Origin of the sequence: Bacillus pacificus, from assembly GCF_020861345.1 — a bacterium.
In the GTDB taxonomy this organism is placed as follows: domain Bacteria; phylum Bacillota; class Bacilli; order Bacillales; family Bacillaceae_G; genus Bacillus_A; species Bacillus_A pacificus.
Map to the genome: position 1 here is coordinate 4,467,318 of NZ_CP086328.1, position 19,440 is coordinate 4,486,757.

Annotated in this window: 15 protein-coding genes and 1 pseudogene; 8 read left to right on the forward strand and 8 right to left on the reverse strand. The window is 35.4% G+C overall.

Annotated features, from left to right (window positions below; translation table 11 throughout):
* Positions 1-226: 226 nt before the first annotated feature.
* The 3 genes from LMD38_RS23115 to fdhF form a co-directional block, all read right to left on the reverse strand.
* Positions 227-2,098: a glycerophosphoryl diester phosphodiesterase membrane domain-containing protein gene (locus LMD38_RS23115; protein ID WP_001164744.1), complete on the reverse strand. Its 1,872-nt coding sequence runs from the start codon at positions 2,096-2,098 to the stop codon at positions 227-229.
* 155 nt (positions 2,099-2,253) lie between these two features.
* Positions 2,254-2,736 carry a helical membrane plugin domain-containing protein gene (locus LMD38_RS23120; protein WP_001040528.1) on the reverse strand — a complete coding sequence of 161 codons (483 nt, stop codon included), beginning with the start codon at positions 2,734-2,736 and terminating at the stop codon, positions 2,254-2,256.
* A 12-nt stretch (positions 2,737-2,748) separates the two neighbouring features.
* Positions 2,749-5,685, reverse strand: coding sequence for a formate dehydrogenase subunit alpha (gene fdhF / locus LMD38_RS23125; RefSeq protein WP_228919987.1), 2,937 nt, complete (start codon positions 5,683-5,685; stop codon positions 2,749-2,751).
* A 307-nt stretch (positions 5,686-5,992) separates the two neighbouring features.
* Between fdhF and LMD38_RS23130 the strand changes: the two genes are divergently transcribed.
* From LMD38_RS23130 to LMD38_RS23140, 3 genes are all read left to right on the forward strand, one after another.
* Positions 5,993-7,149, forward strand: a protein-coding gene (locus LMD38_RS23130) for an IS3 family transposase (protein WP_153019356.1) whose coding sequence is annotated in 2 segments (ribosomal slippage) — positions 5,993-6,245 and positions 6,245-7,149 — 1,158 coding nt in all. Because the reading frame shifts where the segments join, the coding sequence is not laid out codon by codon here.
* Positions 7,150-7,270: 121 nt separating this feature from the next.
* Positions 7,271-8,077, forward strand: coding sequence for a formate dehydrogenase accessory sulfurtransferase FdhD (fdhD, locus tag LMD38_RS23135; protein ID WP_062821327.1), 807 nt, complete (start codon positions 7,271-7,273; stop codon positions 8,075-8,077).
* A 231-nt stretch (positions 8,078-8,308) separates the two neighbouring features.
* On the forward strand, positions 8,309-8,815 hold the full coding sequence (locus LMD38_RS23140; protein WP_000405875.1) for a GNAT family N-acetyltransferase: 507 nt from the start codon (positions 8,309-8,311) through the stop codon (positions 8,813-8,815).
* A 476-nt stretch (positions 8,816-9,291) separates the two neighbouring features.
* On the opposite strand, the gene LMD38_RS28670 is transcribed toward LMD38_RS23140, so the two are convergent.
* Entirely contained in the window at positions 9,292-9,414 is a 123-nt protein-coding gene (locus LMD38_RS28670; protein WP_001068392.1) for a hypothetical protein, read from the reverse strand.
* A 329-nt stretch (positions 9,415-9,743) separates the two neighbouring features.
* Between LMD38_RS28670 and LMD38_RS23145 the strand changes: the two genes are divergently transcribed.
* The 3 genes from LMD38_RS23145 (at position 9,744) to LMD38_RS23155 (ending at position 12,749) form a co-directional block, all read left to right on the forward strand.
* On the forward strand, positions 9,744-10,415 hold the full coding sequence (locus LMD38_RS23145) for a response regulator transcription factor (RefSeq protein WP_000238954.1): 672 nt from the start codon (positions 9,744-9,746) through the stop codon (positions 10,413-10,415).
* A 65-nt stretch (positions 10,416-10,480) separates the two neighbouring features.
* On the forward strand, positions 10,481-11,944 hold the full coding sequence (locus LMD38_RS23150; RefSeq protein WP_228919988.1) for a sensor histidine kinase: 1,464 nt from the start codon (positions 10,481-10,483) through the stop codon (positions 11,942-11,944).
* A gap of 292 nt (positions 11,945-12,236) precedes the next feature.
* A complete protein-coding gene (locus tag LMD38_RS23155; RefSeq protein ID WP_000351212.1) occupies positions 12,237-12,749 on the forward strand; it encodes a GNAT family N-acetyltransferase in 513 nt (170 codons plus the stop codon).
* Positions 12,750-12,782: 33 nt separating this feature from the next.
* Here the strand turns inward: LMD38_RS23155 and pdxR are convergent, their stop codons facing one another.
* Entirely contained in the window at positions 12,783-14,183 is a 1,401-nt protein-coding gene (gene pdxR, locus LMD38_RS23160; RefSeq protein ID WP_062821659.1) for a MocR-like pyridoxine biosynthesis transcription factor PdxR, read from the reverse strand.
* Between the two features lie 120 nt (positions 14,184-14,303).
* Between pdxR and LMD38_RS23165 the strand changes: the two genes are divergently transcribed.
* Together LMD38_RS23165 and LMD38_RS23170 are read left to right on the forward strand one after the other, a co-directional pair.
* The gene (locus tag LMD38_RS23165) at positions 14,304-15,230 is read left to right on the forward strand and encodes a DMT family transporter (protein WP_061183662.1); all 927 of its coding nucleotides are present in this window, start codon (positions 14,304-14,306) and stop codon (positions 15,228-15,230) included.
* A 115-nt stretch (positions 15,231-15,345) separates the two neighbouring features.
* The gene (locus LMD38_RS23170) at positions 15,346-15,879 is read left to right on the forward strand and encodes a DUF4871 domain-containing protein (RefSeq protein WP_228919989.1); all 534 of its coding nucleotides are present in this window, start codon (positions 15,346-15,348) and stop codon (positions 15,877-15,879) included.
* Positions 15,880-15,919: 40 nt separating this feature from the next.
* Here the strand turns inward: LMD38_RS23170 and LMD38_RS23175 are convergent, their stop codons facing one another.
* From LMD38_RS23175 to LMD38_RS23185, 3 genes and pseudogenes are all read right to left on the reverse strand, one after another.
* Entirely contained in the window at positions 15,920-16,645 is a 726-nt protein-coding gene (locus LMD38_RS23175) for a C39 family peptidase (RefSeq protein ID WP_061183660.1), read from the reverse strand.
* Positions 16,646-16,787: 142 nt separating this feature from the next.
* Positions 16,788-17,926 (reverse strand): annotated as a pseudogene (locus LMD38_RS23180) (RNA-guided endonuclease InsQ/TnpB family protein).
* A 647-nt stretch (positions 17,927-18,573) separates the two neighbouring features.
* Positions 18,574-19,395, reverse strand: coding sequence for a hypothetical protein (locus tag LMD38_RS23185; RefSeq protein ID WP_062821063.1), 822 nt, complete (start codon positions 19,393-19,395; stop codon positions 18,574-18,576).
* Between the last annotated feature and the right edge of the window lie 45 nt (positions 19,396-19,440).

Consider the following 19,440-nt stretch of genomic DNA (forward strand, 5'->3'; position numbering starts at 1 on the left):
TATACATATACAGTTATTAATTTACACAATACTTTAGATATATATTCTTTTTATAAAGTGCAACTTTAATCAGTGGGGGTTTTGTTCATCCCCACTGATTATCAGCCCTCATCAATCGGGCTTTTACGAGCAGTTGATCCCCCACCTAACTTCTTTGCTTCCCCTAAATTTTGAGGTGGGGGTCTTACCACCCGTTAATGCGGGATAAAAAAACAGCTGCTAGCATTTAGCTAGCAGCCGGATAACTTATAAATAACTTGGAAAATAAATCATCTGTTGTTTCCGTAATTTTATCAAACAGATCACTTTCTTCCTCTTCTTGCTCTTTTAACATCTTAATTGTTTCACGTGCATCTTCAGGATAATCGGTAATGATACCATCTACGTTCAATTTATAATATCCCTTTAAACTTTCCATATCATTTACTGTCCATACGTAAATTGGTTTGTTTAACTTCCTTGCTTCTTTTACTAATTTCTTATTTAACATGTATTCTTCTGCTACATAAAAATCAGCTTTCACATTCTTTAAGTTGGCTCTACTTGCATACAGTATATATCCGACTTTTATATCTGAATTTGCACGCTTAAACTCTTTTATAAGTGGGTAATGTAACGTTTGAATAACACATTGCTTCTCAAATTCATTATCTTTAATCGTTTTTAATACTTTGTTTACAAAGTCTTTTTCGCCACCATGAAGCTTCACTTCAATATTGAGTTTGATTTTCCCCTTTGCCAACTTAATGATTTCATCCAGCGTACTGATTTGTCCTGAAAAACCATCTTGACTAAGGGTAAGCTGCCTTAACTCGTCCATCGTTAAATCCGAAACATGAACATTAGCATTGGCAAGACGTTTCAACTTCAAATCATGTATAACTGCTAGTTCACCGTCTTTCGTTTGTAGTACATCAATTTCAGCGTAGTCTGCTTTCGCATCAATAGCTCCCTGCACAGCTTCTTTCGTATTTTCTACACCTTTTGAAATATAACCGCGATGAGCCATAATAATCGGTTCTTTATATGTGTTTGTAATAAAGGTCACAATGAAAGCAACAACCATTCCCGCCGTAATAATTCCTACAATATATACACCAATAAATTTCCAACGATGTTTTTGGAAGAAACATTTATCTGCCTTCGTCTTTGAATAATCTAATCCTTCTTCTAATAAAACATCTTCGACTGGAACCTTTTGTAAATACAATCTTGTTAACGCCATAATATAGAACGGCGTCATAATAAAGCTAAATAGATACAATGTACTTGTTAGGAAAACTGAAATAGTTGACTCTGCTAGTAGTGCAAATGTCCCTTCTGGGTTTGTAAATTCATATACTCCCCACAGACAAAGTAAATAAATTCCTACACATAAAAGAAAAACAATTCCTACAGATATGAAAAAACCTACTAAAAAGAACAACACTTTAAAGAAGCTTTCTTTTACTAAGGTTGCACTTTTTCGTGCTGCCGTACGGAACGGCTTCTCCTCTAAAACAATAATAGGTAAAACAAAAATCCAACGAAGGTTCAAATAGGCAACTACAGCAAAGAAAGTATAATATCCAACTTGCCCCATTGTTGTCTTAAATAGTTCACCTGTAATAAAATTAGGAATTTGAATTTCAGGAATCAATGCAGATTTATATCCCATACTTAATAGTGGTAATAGTACAACTGCATACAAAACAAAGCCAGGTAAGCAATATGTAAACAGAGAAGGTAAATACGTTACTGTTTTATATAAAATCGGACGTAATCTCACCTTTTGCCTTTTATGAGCGAAGTACGAAATGATAATAAGTACTGCAAACTCTGTAAAGATCAGGAACAATGCCAATATAGATAAAATTACGATCGCCAAAATCCCGTATGGAGTTTTCAAAAATGCTAATAACTCATCATTTGTTGCGTTTGCATACCCACCAAAGTACAACAATTTATTGAAAATAATACCGAAAAGTGGGATAAACACAATCGCTGCTAACAATTTATAAGCAAGTTGGAATGTTAACACATTCCAAAAAGCAAATCTAACAGTTTGAAAGGAATGTCTCATTACTCCTGGTATAGATAGTCTTTTACGGTGTTGCATATATTCCTCCACATTCTAAAACGATATTTGAGATGGATTCCACATTTCCATTTCTAACCCATCCCTTTAATAATAATATATTCCGCTTAACATGAACACTCTTATACATACAATGAAAAAAGTGATGGCTACTTCCCATCACTTTTTCACTTACTCTATTTTTTCTCTAACCCTTGCCCAAATGCTTTCAAAAAACTAAAACCGAATGTAATGGCTCTATTGATATCTGGATCTTTTAACACTTTAAAGAAATCCATCACTTTTGTTTTTTTACCACTTTTTAATTCATCTGTTGCAAATTGCAATCCAGTGACTAAGCTCGAGGTAATTTGCTTCGTTACTTCTGGGTCAACTGAGGATAGTGCTTCTCCGGCCCCCATCATATTATTGAGTGCATTTTTAACTGGTTCACGATTTAATTGCTCCACAGCGATTTTTGAAACATCTTCCTTCGCAGCAAGTAAACTAATCGCCGCATCTAATATTCCAGCCTTCTGCAACTGCGCTAACAGTTGCATCGTTTCTTCTACTGCTTCACGATTATTAGATAGCTCATTTAGAAGTTCATCTGCTACTTGCTGTTTCTGTTCTTCCTCTGTTACAACTTTCTTTTTAATTAAAGTAATTTCTTTCGCCACTATCTTCGCCCCCTAGTCCACGAGTGATACGTATTGTTTTCTTTGCCATTTTTGCTCGATTTCAACACCATTTTGCGGATTACGCTTTTTATCTCGCGGGTTTGAAGATGGTAACGGACGATTTCCTTTTTCACGTAATACACGCATTTTCACCATCGTTTGTTTGTACGCCGGTGTACACGTATAAAGGTCTGTTGCCGTCCCAGTTAAAATATTGATCGCTTCTTCATTTATCGTTGCATGCATCGGTAAGTATAGCTCTTTCCCCGTTACACGATCAGTAATAAGCGCTTGTACTTTAATTTTGCCAAATGGTGATGCTAATTCTACAAGACCACCATCTTTCACATTGCGTTCTATAGCAAGTTCAGGTGAAATTTCAACAAACACTTCAGATACTTTAGATAAAATACCAGCCGACTTATTCGTCATATTCCCTTCATGGAAATGTTCTAGCATACGTCCATTATTTAAAAGTAAATCATACTCATCTGGCGCTACAACTGGTGGTACCCATTCATCTAATGATAAACGAGCTAGTTTATCTGGGAAGTTAAATCCGTCTACATATAATAGCGGTGTATCACTACCATCATGGCTACCCCAACATAAACTATTCCATCCTTCTAGACGATCGTACGTTGCTTGAGAGTATAACGGTGCAAGCGATGCAATTTCGTCCATAATTTCACTTGGACTTTCGTAATTCCAATCCCCGCCGAGTGCACGAGCAACTTTTTGTAAAATCCACCAATCTGGTTTTGAATCGCCCAGTGGTTTTAATACTTCATATAATCTTTGAATACGTCGCTCTGTATTCGTAAACGTTCCTTCTTTTTCTAAGCTTGGTGCCGCTGGTAAAATAACATCAGCAAAACGAGCTGTTTTTGATAAGAACATATCTTGAACAACAAGGAAGTCTAAATTCGCTAAAATATGTTGCACATGGTTCGCATTGGAATCGACTAAAGCCATTTCTTCACCCATGACATACATACCACGTAGTTTTCCTTCTTCTGCCGCAAGTAACATTGCAATATTATTTAATCCTGGTGCCTTCGGAATCGTTGTGCCGTATGCTTTTTCAAACTTAGCACGAAGCGTATCATCCGATACTGCTTGATAACCTGGAAGCCAGTTTGGTAATGTCGCCATATCACAAGCACCTTGTACATTATTATGACCTCGTAATGGATATGCGCCTGCACCAGGACGACGATAGTTCCCCGTAACAAGCAGTAAATTTGAAATGGCAGCAGATGTTGTACTTCCTCCTGTATTTTGCGTTACCCCCATTCCCCAAAGTATACAAGTTCCATCTGCTTCATATACCATACGAGCCATTTCTTTCAGGTTTTCTTTCGAAATCCCCGCAATTTCTTCTGTATAATCAAGCGTATACTTTTCTAGCATTGTGCTATATTCATCAAAGTTCTTCACATTTTCAGCTATGAACTTTTTATCATGCCAATCTTGATCAATAATATATTTCGTAATACCAGCAAGCCATACGTAATCCGTACCTTGGCGCGGATGAATAAATAAATCCGCACGCTCTGCCATTTCATGTTTACGAAGGTCTGCTACAATCAGTTTTTGCTCGTGTAATTTATGAGCACGTTTTACACGCGTCGCAAGTACAGGGTGTCCTTCTGTTGGATTCGCACCAACGATAATGACAAGTCCTGCTTCAGCTATATCTTTCACTGTTCCTGCATCGCCGCCCATACCGACAGTTTTAAATAAACCATCTGTTGCTGGAGATTGACAATAACGAGAACAATTGTCTACATTATTCGTTCCATATATTTGTCGAGCTAGTTTTTGCATAAGGTAATTTTCTTCATTCGTTACTTTCGATGAAGAAATGAATCCAAATGCATCGCTGCCGTATTCAGATTTAATATGCTGCATGTTAGAAGCAACAACTTCTAACGCTTCTTCCCATGAAGCTTCAACAAACATATCTCCTTGGCGAATTAATGGCTTCGTAATTCGATCTTCACTGTTTACAAAGTCCCATCCAAATTTACCTTTTACACATGTGGAAATCCCATTAACCGGTGCATCTGAAACAGGTTGCACTTTTAATATATGGCGATCTTTCGTCCATACTTCGAATGAACAACCAACACCACAAAATGTACAAACTGTTTTTGTTTTATTCACTTTCGTCTTACGCATCGCAGCCTCTACTTCTGAAACCGCTAAAATACTACTATATCCAGGCTCTACATCCTTTACAAAATCAATCATCGGATCTAACACATCTGGTTTTAATCCTGTCATAAATCCAGCTTCACCTAACATGGATTTCTCCATCAACGCATTACATGGACATACTGTTACACACTGCCCGCAACTTACACAAGATGAATCATTTATACTTACACCATTATCCCATATAACACGCGGACGATCTAAGCTCCAGTCTATCGATATAGTTTCATTAACTTGTAAGTTTTGACATACTTCTACACACTGTCCACAAGCAATACATTGATTTGGATCATACCGATAAAACGGATGTGACATATCCACTTCACAAGCACTTACTTTCGGCTCATACGGATATTTCTGTTCTTCAATTCCCATCATATGTACGGTGTTATGGACTTTACAATTACCATTATTGTTATCACACACGGTACAATACAATAAATGATTCTCTAATATTCGATCCATCGCCTCAGTCTGCGCCTCTTTGGCACGCTGGGACTGTCTTTCGATATGCATACCGTTCTCTAATTTCGTTGAACAAGCACGCATTAACTTTCCATTTACTTCTACAATACACGTATCACAAGTTTGAATTGGATCTACTTCTGGTACATGACAAATTTGAGGATGTTCCAAATTACTCTCGTTAAATAATTGTAGTATCGTCTTTTCACCCGATGTGGAAAATTCTTTACCATCCACGGTTACACGGACTGTCTGTTCTGCCATAGTTTCCCCTCTCCTTACAACCAACTGTACAACACAATTATGAATCCGTTTTCAAAATCGCATTACTGTACATATTTTTGAAACGCTCTGCCCAAATGCTTTCTTATGAAGTCGATTCTAGATGTTATAAGGTATAACTACGAAAGCTTGAAAATATCACTATTCTACAGTTCTATTATATCGTACATATACAATAATAACCAAAATAATCTGTGATCTTTGAAGTGAACCCGAATAGTGGTACATGAAAAAAACACCTCCTGAATTCGCATACTAAGTATGCAAATTCAATGGAGGTGTTTTTCGTTTGAAGACAAGAGTTCATTACCCAGAAGAAACAAAGTGGAAAGTGATTGAAATGAAGAAAGACGGCTATTCAAATCGTACAATTATGGAGAAACTCGGAATTAAAAATGTTTCCCAAATTAAGACATGGATGAAATGGTATCGTACAGATCAAACGTATCGTTTTCAACAACCTGTAGGAAAACAATATTCTTATGGAAAAGGACCAAAAGAGCTCAGTGAATTAGAACAGCTACGTTTAGAAAATAAACATCTAAAAACAAAATTACTTGTATGGGGAAAGTATCTGGAAATCGAAAGGGGCTGAAACCAGAAACTGTAGTTACTTTATGGGAAAATGTAAAAACAAAAATAACGGTAAAAGAATTGTGTAACGTATTAGAATTACCCCGTTCCACATTTTATCGTTGGTTACAACGAACGGAAGATTTGAAAGATGGTATAGAAGAGAAAATAAAGGACGTTTGTCTTAGGCATAAATTCCGGTATGGATATCGAAGAGTGACCGCTACTCTTCGTAAAATGGGACTGTGTGTCAATCATAAAAAAGTATTACGAATCATGAGACAAAATCACATTCTTTCAAAAGTACGTCGAAAGAAAAAGAAATATATCAATGGTGCGGAGCCAATGGTAGCCCCTCATCGATTGGAGCGCCAATTCGATGCATCCAGACCAAATGAAAAATGGTTTACGGATGTGACGTATCTCTTATTTGGAGAGCGTACTTTGTATTTATCAACGATTATGGATGCCTTTAATCGTGAAATTATTAGTTGTGTCATCAGCGAATCACAAACACTGACATTAGCGATGAAGACATTAAAACAAGCAATGAGAGGGCGAAAAGTAAAAGATGTCCTTCTTCACTCAGATCAAGGAAGTATTTATACAGCAAAAGAATTTCAAGCGTATGCCAAAGAAAACGGCATTATCACCAGCATGTCCCGGAGAGGAAATTGCCATGATAATGCCGTCATGGAAAGCTTCTTTGGTCATTTAAAAAGTGAAGCTTTCTATTCACAAAAGATAACAAAAGTATCCAACGCAACTGTGCGAAAGATTGTGCTAGAATACATTCATTACTACAATTGTGTGCGAATTCAAGAAAAATTAAACCACCTATCCCCTAAAAAATTTAGGGAACAAGTGGTTTAGGTGTTTTGATTGGTGTCCCGTTTTCGGGGGTCACTTCACTTCTTCCTAATAGGTGTTTTTATTTTTTCCATTGTTTTATGATAAATATGGGAGAGAAATACATAAAAAAGGGGAATTTAATATGGAGCCTACGCAAGAAACGTATACAATTGTACGTTATCAATCTGGTACATTTTCAAAACAACTGGATGAGATTGTTACAGAATCTCCTATTACGATTAAATTGAATGGTAAAGAATATGTAACAGTCGTATGCACACCAACCTATATTGAAGACATGGTCATTGGTTTTTTAATTTCTGAGGGGATTATTTCTTCTTATAAAGATGTTGAAGAACTATGGGTGCAAAAAGATAACGGAATTGTCCATGTAACATCATCAAAAATAAATCCGCTCTATCAAAATTTATATAATAAACGATACATCACTTCCTGCTGCGGAAAAGGTAGACAAGGTTTTATTTTCGTTAACGACGCAGCGAAAGCAAAAGATTTACATGATATACATGTAAAAATTACTCCTGAAGAATGCTTTTACTTAATGAATACTTTACAACAATCTTCCACTACCTTTCGTCAAACCGGCGGTGTTCACAATACCGCACTATGTGATCGAAACAATATCCTCCTATCAAGAATGGATATTGGAAGACATAATGCATTAGATAAAATATATGGACATTGTTTACGCAACGATATATCTGTTAAAGGAAAAATCATTGCATTTAGCGGGCGCATTTCATCCGAGATTTTACTCAAAGTTTCAAAAATCGGATGTGAAATTGTTCTATCTAAATCCGCACCAACAAAATTAGCATTGCAACTCGCTCACGATTTAGGCATTACCGTCGTAGGATTTATTAGAAATGAATCTTGTAATATTTACACACATCCACATCGAATTGATGGTTATCGATCGAATAACTAAAATAACTCCTCAATCGAGGAGTTATTTTAGTTATGAAAATGTAATATATTAAACACTTGAATAGTTAATAAAGTTAATATATAATTTCATTACATAATTAAAAACAAAATATTGTAGCATATATCTTTTCATTCTTTTACAAATTAAAAGAGACTGCTAACAAAACGCATACACATTCTTATATATGTAATGGATTTATTTGATTTAAAATCGACCAAGGAGGTTACAACGATGGAAATTCGCTTATTAACGACAGAGGACGCAGAAATATATTTAAAAGTTTGTATGGAAGGTTTAACGAAGAACCCGGAAGCTTTTAGCTCTTCTTATGAAGATGTTCTGAAACATGAGGATCCTGTAGCTGCTATGGCAAAACGATTAAGCAATCCGGATAAGTATACTCTAGGGGTCTTCAAAGATAACGATTTAATCGGCATTGCTACTTTAGAAACAAAGCCTTTCATTAAACAAGAACATAAAGCAAAAATCGGTTCCGTTTTTGTTTCCCCTAAAGCACGTGGCCTTGGAGCAGGACGGGCTCTCATTAAAGCAATTATTGAGAATGCCGATAAATTACATGTAGAACAACTTATGCTCGATGTTGTAGTTGGTAACGATGCAGCAAAAAAATTATATGAATCATTAGGTTTCCAAACTTACGGCGTACAAGAGCGTTCATTAAAACATAACGGTCAATATTGGGACGAGGAACATATGGTTCTATTCTTAAATGATTAATACTTCAATATAGTTTTTAAAAGCATCTTCTTATTAAGAAAGGTGCTTTTTTCATTACAACAATGTAATCTTCATGTCACCTTTATCGATCGTACCAAACCTTTCCATTCATTATACTAAAAGTGTAAAGTGAAACTTTACTCAGTGGGGAACTACATCCCACGCTGATCGCATGTACTTGATATGTAGAGGAGAATGTGACATGAAACAAAACAAACGAGCTATGGTTTTAATATTTACTACAGCAATTGTAACTTCTGGATTAGCAATTTTACCTTGGTTTATTATATAAAGTGAAACTTTAATCAGCCCTCACCAATCGGACTTTTATGGGAAGCCCGCCCCCCACCTAACTTCTTTGCTTTCGCTGCATTTTGAAGTGGGGGTCTTACTGCCCATTAAAGTCGGATAAAAATACTCCCCCTAACAACGAAAAAAGCTTATTGCTTCTTAAGAAGCAATAAGCTTTTTTTATATTATAAAATCCCCAAAATTTTATTTACACAACTTATAATAATAACCATAGATACGGCAACGCACATGACAACCGTATTACGATCTTGCTTTTCTTTTTTTGAAATTTCTTCTTTTGGATTCATGTGTATGATCTCCTTTTAAAAAAAGTGTGAGATAGGAAATTTTTCTTATCCGATGCGAGGTGAATACGAAAACCCTCTCTATCTCACATACACAATAGAATGGAATTGTCATTTTATAAATAAAATGACATGACGTTATGTCGCAACATAGGGTATTTTGTGTCGCTACGTTTTCTATTATAAAAAATAGTTGTGCAAAACTAGTGCATTTTTTATGTCAATTACTCTGAGCGAGAAATCACTCTTCCACTCAATCACATAAAAAGAGTTTTTTATCATTTTCATGTAAACTATACAAGTAGAATGAACAGTTTGGGGTGCACAAGATTATGGTAAAAATTTTATTAGTAGACGATGAAGAACGTATGTTACGATTATTAGATCTGTTCTTAAGTCCTCGTGGCTATTTTTGTATGAAAGCTACCTCTGGCCTTGAAGCACTAAAGTTAATAGAACAAAAAGACTTCGATATTGTTTTGTTAGATGTAATGATGCCGAATATGGATGGATGGGATACTTGTTATCAAATCCGTCAAATTTCCAACGTTCCAATCATTATGCTAACAGCTCGTAATCAAAATTACGATATGGTAAAAGGCCTTACGATCGGCGCAGATGACTATATTACAAAACCATTTGATGAGCATGTATTAGTTGCACGAATTGAGGCTATATTACGCCGGACAAAGAAAGATGGATTTGTTAGCTTCAATGGTATTGAGTGGGATAAAACGAAACATACTGTCACAGTGTATGATGAAAAAATCTCACTGACTCCTATCGAATTTTCGTTACTTGGACTATTTTTACAAAATACAAACCGTGCTTATAGCCGAGATGATTTAATCGAAAAAATTTGGGGTTATGAAACAGACATTGAATATAGAACAATCGATTCACATATTCGCAATATCCGTGATAAATTACGTAAAAAAGGATTTCCAGTTGAAAATTACTTAGAAACTGTTTATAAGGTCGGATATAAATGGAAAAGTGAATAATTACTTCGGTCAGTGGAAAATACCATACCACTGACCCTTTATATGAAATAAGGTATGGTGAGAAAATGAGTAAACTTTCACTTAAAATTGGGACATACTTTTTAATATTAGCTTTATGTATTGAAACAATTGCTTTCGTATCTTTTTACAAAAGCATTTCAACAATGCGGATTGAGGAAGAAACACTTGCTCTTTTAGAAAAAGGTAATCGCTATAGTAACAAAATTACACAACGCGCAAAGTGGAGTGCATTTGCTAAAGAAAAGAAACACGGCGAACGCGCTGAATACAATAAAAATCCTAAGCGCCCTATATACCCAGAGTTCGATATCGCTGATGAAGCTGAACACTTAGTTGAATCAGAATCAATTGCTAACTCTGATATAGCTATCATTATAACGGACAATAATGGAAAAATCATTTCCACTTCAGAACCTGTAACAAAGGCGATGCAAAAACAACTTACTTGTAAAACACAACATATTCCAGAAAACGGATTAGTTGTCGAAAAAAACTGGAAAAAATCAAAATTCATCACAAGGGTAAGCCCACTTAATACAGCAGAGTTTCAAGGAAAGTTATATATGTTATTAAAAACATCTTTTTTAGAAAATATGTTGCTTAAACTCATGAACCAATTTCTTATCATTAGTGTTTTGACTGTTATTTTAACGACTATTTCTGTCTTTGTTTTTTCTCGTGTTATTACAGAACCGCTTATAAAAATGAAGAGGGCAACAGAAAAAATGTCAAAATTAAATAAGCCAATTCAATTAGGTATTAAACGGAATGATGAACTTGGAAGCTTAGCAAAAACGATTGAAGATTTGTCCAGTGAACTAACTTATATGAAAAAAGAACGCAATGAATTTCTTGCTAGTGTCGCCCATGAACTATTAACTCCATTGACCTATATGAAAGGTTATGCGAAAGTAGCAAAGAGAGACACTTTAACGAAAGAAGAGCGAGAAGAATACTTACAAATCATTGAGGATGAAACAGATAGTGTAACTGATCTCGTTCAAGATTTATTTATGCTTGTACAATTAGAACAACACCAATTTGTTATAAAAAAACAAAAAGTGACCCTTCAACCATTTTTAGAACGAATGGTTGAAAAAACAAAAACAACATTAACTAACAAACAAATGCAACTCCATGTATATTGCAAAGACGATTTAGAAGTTTGCATAGACGAAAGACGTATGGAACAAGTTATGTTAAATTTATTACACAATGCTTATCAACATTCGCTAGAAAACACCACTATTACAATACGCGTACTCACAGAAACAAATTCTTTTACAATAAGTGTACAAGATGAAGGTGAAGGTATTCCTGAGGAAGATATTCCGCATATTTTCGATCGTTTTTATCGTGTTGATAAATCTAGAACGAGAGCTACTGGAGGAAAAGGTATCGGGCTAGCTGTTGCGAAAGAAATTGTGGAATTGCATAACGGTTCCATTCTAGTAACAAGCAAATTAGGCGTAGGAACAACCTTTATAATTGAGCTACCTTTTGAATAATATGTGTGTGAAAACACCAGTAGTAGTAAACACTACTGGTGTTATTTTGTTCATAAAATCAGCTCATTTAGGCTAAGCTTTTGAAATTATTCTTATTTCAATATAAAATAAAGTGAAACTTTAATCCATGGAAGGGTTCACCCCATGGATTATTAGTTGAACCAATCGGGCATTTACGGGCAGTTATCTCCAATCTAACTTCCGCGCATTCGCTGGATTTTAAAGTTGGAGTCTACTGCCCACAAATAGCGGGGTAAAGATACATTTGTCAAAGATTTGGAGGGTGATATAATTGGATATCCATGTATTAACAAAAGACGAAGCGGAAATTTACTTAGAACTTCGTGTAGAAGGATTAAAGCAAAACCCTGAAGCTTTTAGCTCTTCTTATGAAGATATTATTAATAAAGAGTGTGCGATTGAATATAAAGCACAAAAATTAGCACAAGATGAAAACTATACGCTAGGTGCATTCAAAGATGGAAAATTAATCGGGGTTGCAACACTGGAAACGAAACCATATGTAAAACAAGAACATAAAGCTAAAATCGGTTCTGTATATGTATCTCCAAAAGCACGCGGACTTGGAGCAGGAAAAGCACTTATTAAAGAATGTCTTGAACTTGCTAAATCTTTAGAAGTAGAACAAGTTATGCTTGATGTTGTTGTTGGCAACGATGGAGCAAAAAAACTTTATGAATCATTAGGATTTAAAACATTCGGTGTGCAAGAACGTTCATTAAAATATAACGGACAATATTGGGACGAAGAGCATATGGTCTTATTCTTAGACGAAAATAAATAATAAAAAAACATCCTCTCGTATGAGGATGTTTTTTTACTTTTTTCTAAACCACGCTATATTTAATAATTGAATCGCTTTTGCAATTTCTTCTTCTGATAAGATCGCAAACCCAAGTAAAACGACATTTTCAGGTGCAGTACCGTCTTTATAGTACGTAGAAACAGGATATACTTTAATACTATGTTTCGCAGCTTCTTGAATTAATTCTTCTTCTCGCATTCCATTATGCACTTGTAATAAAATGTGCAATCCTGAATCTTCTCCTATCACTTCAACACGATTAGAGAAATACTTTTCTATTTCAAAGACAAGTCGATCCCTCTTTTTTCGGTAGACGACACGCATTTTATGAATATGTTTTTCCCAATAGCCTTCATTTAAAAACTTTCTAATCACTTCTTGGTCCATTCTTGAAACACTTTGTGTATAAAATAAATATTGCTGTTGATACTTTTTAATTAATTTCTTCGGCAACACCATATAGCTCATCCGTAGCGATGGCAATAATGCTTTAGATAGCGTCCCCATATAAATAACTTTCCCCTCTGTATCTAACCCTTGCAGCGCCGGTATAGGCTTTCCAGAATAGCGAAATTCACTATCATAATCATCTTCAATAATATACCTGTCTTTCGCTTTCTTCGCCCATTGTAAAAGCTGCGTCCTTCTCGTAATAGGCATAATCATTCCATACGGAAACTGATGGGAAGGTGTAACAAATACAACATTCGCATTGCTATTTTCTAAATCTGCCATACAAATGCCGTCCCTATCTAAAGACAACATTTGAACCTTCTCTTCTCCCTGTTCAAAAACGACCATTTTCCTATGATACCCTGGGTTTTCCACTGCATAATTGCTTCCCTTTAACAATTGAAACAATAGTTTCACTAATATTTGTGTTCCCGCACCTAATACAATTTGACTAGCTGAACAACGTACACCTCTAGATTCATACAAATAATTCGTAATCTCTTCTCTTAAGCTCGCTTCCCCTTGAGGGTGTCCTAGAAAGAGAAGTTCGTTATTATACGGCTGCCATACTTCATTTACAATTTTCCGATACATATTGAATGGAAAAGCATTTGTATCAATGCCTGTTTGTGTAAAGTCAAATTTATAACTCTTCTCCTGAAACAGTACTTCTTCTATTCTCTCTTCGCTATCCTCTACATGAACCATTTGCTCAATCTTGCATACAAAATAACCTTTTCTCGATATCGACTCAATATAACCTTCTGCAAGTAATTGTTCGTACGCTGCCTCTACTGTATTTTTACTTACTTGTAAATGTATCGCTAACTTTCGCTTAGCCGGTAATTTCGTAAAAGGGACAATCGTTCCATCTTTAATCTCTTTTTTTATATACTCATACAATTGCACGTACAATGCTCTTTTACTATTCACATTTAAATTAGGCGTTAATTCTAACATGATATCTGACCCCTTAACAAAACTGAAATCTGATACTTTTTACAGTACCAGAAGTTATATATAATTCCTTTTATCATGTCACACATAAAAAATCAAATACTGGAGAGGAGAAACATGATAATGAACAATGGTAGACGTATCGGACTCATTATGATTATTACAGGAGCTACATTATGGGGATTATCTGGTCCAATGATTCAGTGGCTATTTCAGCATACTAATGTATCCTCAATTGATTTTTTAACAATTCGATTGTTGCTTGCGGGAATATTTATTTTATCTTTTTTACTGATAAAGAAACAAAACATTTTTCAAATTTGGAAACACCCTAGACATTCTATACAACTTATTATTTTCTCTATTCTCGGCATGCTCGGTGCACAATACGCCTTTATCGAAACAGTTCATATTAGTAACGCGGTCACAGCGACATTATTTCAATTTCTAGGTCCTGTTTTTATTACCATTTATGTCGCATTTGAACAACGAAAATTCCCTGCTTCTATGCAACTACTCGCAATTGTAACTGCGCTAACAGGGACATACTTTATTATTACAAACGGTTCAATTGAAAATATTGTTTTATCGAAAGAAGCCATTATTTTTGGTCTATTAACAGCAATTGGATTTGCATTTTATACCCTCCATCCAGCTTCCCTTATTAAAGAATGCGGAACAACCCTAGTAATTGGATGGGGGATGTTAATTGGCGGCATTGCCCTGCTTATTTGTAATCGCTCGTTTGGATGGCATGAGCTTTCGCAAACTTTTACAACAAAAACTTTTTCAATGCTTATTCTTATCATCATAAGTGGAACTCTTTCTTTTCTTCTTTATATCGGTAGTCTGAAATATTTAGCAGCAACAGAAACAAGCATTTTATCTAGTATTGAACCACTTGTAGCTGCCATCGTTTCAATCGCTTGGCTGAATGAATCTTTTGGAGCGTATCAATTATTAGGTGGCGTATGTATCGTTCTTTCTGTTATTTTCTTAACGATGCCGCAAAAAGAGAATGAGCCAGCCTTTACATCTGAACAAATATAAAAAATGTCAAAAGAGGTCGTACAAAACTTACGACCTCTTTTTATACTTTAAAGGAATTGTCCCGCTTTCTAGCAAATACAATTACACTAATAATAAAAATTAGGGGTGTGACACCATGAAAAAAATCGGAACTATGCTACTTTTCTCCTTTCTCATCGCTGGATGCACACAAGGGCAACTTGATTCAGAAGCAACAAAAAAAGAAGCTATCGCAACGTCATCCACTCAAGTTAATGCACCTTCCTTCTTTCACCTTAGCGTTTTAAAAGATGTAAATTGGGAAGAAACATCCTCCTTCATACAAGAAAAAATACCTTTAAAAGGTATCGAAGACAAAATTGCAATGGCCGATAGCCCTATTATCGCAAATGAAAAAAATGAAATGATGTGGTACTTTTTAGATCCCAAAATGCCCACTGGAAAACTATCTATTATTGCACTAAAGCAAGGATCAGTAACTCCAACACCCGTACTCTTTCAACAAGAAACTTCCAAGCCAACTTGGACTACTTCAAATACAATTGATTCCACTACAAACGAACTCCCTCTCACTATGTCACTACCTTCATCTGGATTATGGTTATTAAATATATATGTGAATGAAAAATATTATGATCAGTTTGTAATCAATGCGACAGAAAACAAATAAAATGAAGGAGGCTAAAGTAGCCTCCTTCATTTTATTTATCTTATACATAACTAATCGCCTGACTCCCCATTTGTACCCATGCCTTTTCAAAACTTTCTCTCGGTACCTTTACATCTAAACTATCACTTAGAGGATCTCGAATGTATACAAATTCCTTATCATATCCAACAAGTACTACACAATGTTCATTATACGTAATAGAAACATCTCCACTATTTGTTTCCCATGTAGTAAATTCATCTTCATCTAATGGCGCAAATGTTGCATTTGTAATCATGACTACCGGTTGTCCTGATGTTACACTCTTATAAAGTTCTTCTATACTCTTCCCTGTTAAGTCCACAGCTTTATTAGGTAAATACTTTTTCGCTAATTGAAAAAGTGGTCCATGATATACACCATATCCTGATTCAGAAAAGGTATAAATATTTCCTACAAATCCTTCATTCGGATTCCCACGTACACCATCTTTCATAAAATCAACTTTCTTTATTTCGTTTGCTAATTTCATCTTATCCACTGTAATACCTGCGTATTGTAACATCATCGCTAAGCTCGTCACTTCACAACCTCTATCTAACTCTGGTAACTGCTGAATGAAAGGTACATTTGATAAGATGACCTTTTCATCATTATTACTCATTCCGCTTTGTATATTGAAGAATGTTAACTTCTCCACATACTTTGTAATTCCATTTGTGTATACGTTCCATACTGCTATACCGAGTAAGGCCATACATAAATACCACTTCCATCTCCGTATCACTCTCACACCGATACGATAAACTTAACTAAATCTATACAATTCAATCAAATTTACACAAGTTAGTGCTTCATCGTGTTCTCGCAACCCCAAAGGGACGAGGGGTATAACACTCCACACGAGGCAGTATCGTTACCTCCTATTATCAAGCATTTAATTTTACCCATCTTGATAAATTTATCGCAGCATTTACATCCCGATCGTGATGGCTATTGCATGAAGCACAACACCACTCACGTATTTTTAAACTCCACTGTCCTTCTGGTTGAACTGAATGGTCGTATTTTACTCCGCAACATGAACAAATCTTGCTTGAGGCGAACCATTTATCAGCTTTTACATACGCAATGCCATACTTCTCGCACTTGTATGATAAACATTGAAAGAAGAAGTGTAATTTTTGAGAGGAAAGTGCCTTCGATAGTTTTTTGTTTTTTAACAGGTTTGAGATAGGTAAGTCTTCCACAACAATCCTCATTGGTTTGGTTTTCACCAATTTAGCTGTTGCTTGATGGATATGGTTATTTCGGATATTCGTAATTTTCCTAGATAACCGCAGGTGTTCAGCTTTCGCTTTTTCATATCCGGCAGATTGAATTTTTACACCTTTTTTAAATCTCCTAGACATATCTCTTTGTGCTGACTTTTTCCTTTTCAAAAGCTTTTTAACCTTGGCATCTTTGTTTATATTTCGTTCTTTCATACCATTAGAAGCTACAAAAAGTTCTTTTAAACCAACATCCACACCAATCGATTCATTCGTTAGTTCTTGTGATTCAAAGTCTTCTTGGAATCCTACACTAATCCACCAGTGACGACCATCAAAGGTAACTCTTGGATTGGATGGTTTTTTATTTCTTGGTAGTTGTTGGCTTGTTTTCACTTCTCCAATAGACTGAATATGAACTACTCTCTTTCCTATAATCAGTCTTTCATAATTGGCATAAAATCCTTGAATCAAATCTTTTTTGGATTTATAAGAAGTGTGATCCCATTTTTGTACTTTTTGAACGAATTTTTTCTCGCCGTATCAAAATCTTTTGAAGCCTGTTTAGGAACTTGTGCATTGATTTCTTTTAACCACTCATACCTCTTTCGCTTCTTGATCTTTGTAAATCGTTTCTGTAAAGCTAACTGTGAAACAGATTTTCCAAATAGCTTATAGTATCTATCACTCATTCTTTTACAATAGTTATAAGCGAATCTTGCAGCACCAGCATGGTTTCTCAGCACTTGTTCTTGTTCAGGCGTTGGAATCAGTCTAACTTTCTTCGCCAATATCATCAGAATGTAACTCCTTTAATGAAAGATTTGTTCTTCTGAATCGTAGCGTGTTCCACCAGCATTCTCCTGAGACTACTCGGATGCAAACCTGTTAATTCTGATACTTGACTAACTCGTAAAAATTTCATTATTATTCTTACCTCATTGAAACCACCATAGCACATACGTTCTGTATATTCAATGAGGTTTGATAGATTTAATTAAATGTATCTCGTTCAACTAAGGGCGCAATTCCTTAGCCAGTTCTCTTATGAACTTCTCATGTTTTCACATGAGCGCAGACTATATGTTTATCTCTTTAGAGATAGAGGATTTTTCCACCACCATAGGCTTGTGATGTACTCTCGTCAGTTATACGAGATAGTCGTTGAACGTTCATCTTATCACTTTTGACTTAGATGATTCGAGGCGGAAGACCCATTGTTCTAGTGTTTAGGATTTAACCTTGCACCATCTGATTGATTTTTTCTGCTTTCGCGACATTCACGCTCACTATTTCTAGCCACGTTGTAGTTCAATCAGCTTTAGGGATTGCCCGCAGTTAACCCTCACTACTAGCCAATCACTTGACTAGCAGGGCTTACTGATATATTTAATTAACTTTCGTTATAATTGGTTAAATAAATCGTAACAGTTAGTTACCCTTCTTAGTTCGTTAAATACGAATAAAACGCGTCCGCATCCGTGCGAATTACCGGTACAAAATTTAGTTCTTTTCCTTTTTCAGGCTGATCTTTTTTTATTTTTTCTGCTAGTTCTTGAGTGTTCATATTCGTTTTATCCATATTAAGTTCATCTGCCATTTGTAACACCTTTTGTTCATTAATTTCACTTAATACTTGATATATATCTTTCCCATACAAATCAATATGATATTTTTTTGCCTCTTCTTGCACTTTTTGTTCGTACACTTCTTGTGCTAACTCTTCTATCTCTTTTCCTTTTTGTGAAATACCTAACTTCCCTGCTTCCTCTCTTACTTTCGTTCCATAGATTTCTTCCGCAATTTCCTCTATTTCTTTTCCATTTGTTGAAATACCTAATTTATCCGCTTCATCGCTAATTTTAATCGTATTAATTTGAGTAATCAAATTTACAATTGATGTATTTTCTATTGATATGCCTAGCTTTAACGCTTCTTGCTTCACTTTTGTTTCATAGATTTCTTCTGAAAGAGTTCCAACATCTTTTCCTTCAATCGAAATTCCTAACTGTTCTGCTTCTCTTCCTACTTCCGTCTCATGGATTTCTTTTTCTAGCGTAATTTGTTCTTTCCCTGCCGTTTCAATCCCTAAATTCTCCGCCTTTTCTTCTGTATGCACAGCATGTATCTTTCCATTGTTTAATTGTTCTTTGCTGCGCTGCTTGTAATCTGTCTTTCCTTTTGATGTTTCAGAAGGAGAGGCACCCCCTAATATACTTAAACTCATTACTCCAATAGTGAATACCATCATCATTTTCTTTTTCAAAATTAATTCCTCCCTCTTACACTTTCTTTTCCATCATTCCCATAA

Bases quoted from the DNA above. Each gene is read 5' to 3' on its own strand.
- LMD38_RS23150 (WP_228919988.1), top strand. From the start codon at position 10,481: ATGAGTAAACTTTCACTTAAAATTGGGACATACTTTTTAATATTAGCT.
- LMD38_RS23170 (WP_228919989.1), top strand. From the start codon at position 15,346: ATGAAAAAAATCGGAACTATGCTACTTTTCTCCTTTCTCATCGCTGGA.
- LMD38_RS23145 (WP_000238954.1), top strand. From the start codon at position 9,744: ATGGTAAAAATTTTATTAGTAGACGATGAAGAACGTATGTTACGATTA.
- LMD38_RS23140 (WP_000405875.1), top strand. From the start codon at position 8,309: ATGGAAATTCGCTTATTAACGACAGAGGACGCAGAAATATATTTAAAA.
- LMD38_RS23115 (WP_001164744.1), bottom strand. From the start codon at position 2,098: ATGCAACACCGTAAAAGACTATCTATACCAGGAGTAATGAGACATTCC.
- LMD38_RS28670 (WP_001068392.1), bottom strand. From the start codon at position 9,414: ATGAATCCAAAAGAAGAAATTTCAAAAAAAGAAAAGCAAGATCGTAAT.
- pdxR (WP_062821659.1), bottom strand. From the start codon at position 14,183: ATGTTAGAATTAACGCCTAATTTAAATGTGAATAGTAAAAGAGCATTG.
- LMD38_RS23165 (WP_061183662.1), top strand. From the start codon at position 14,304: ATGAACAATGGTAGACGTATCGGACTCATTATGATTATTACAGGAGCT.
- fdhF (WP_228919987.1), bottom strand. From the start codon at position 5,685: ATGGCAGAACAGACAGTCCGTGTAACCGTGGATGGTAAAGAATTTTCC.
- fdhD (WP_062821327.1), top strand. From the start codon at position 7,271: ATGGAGCCTACGCAAGAAACGTATACAATTGTACGTTATCAATCTGGT.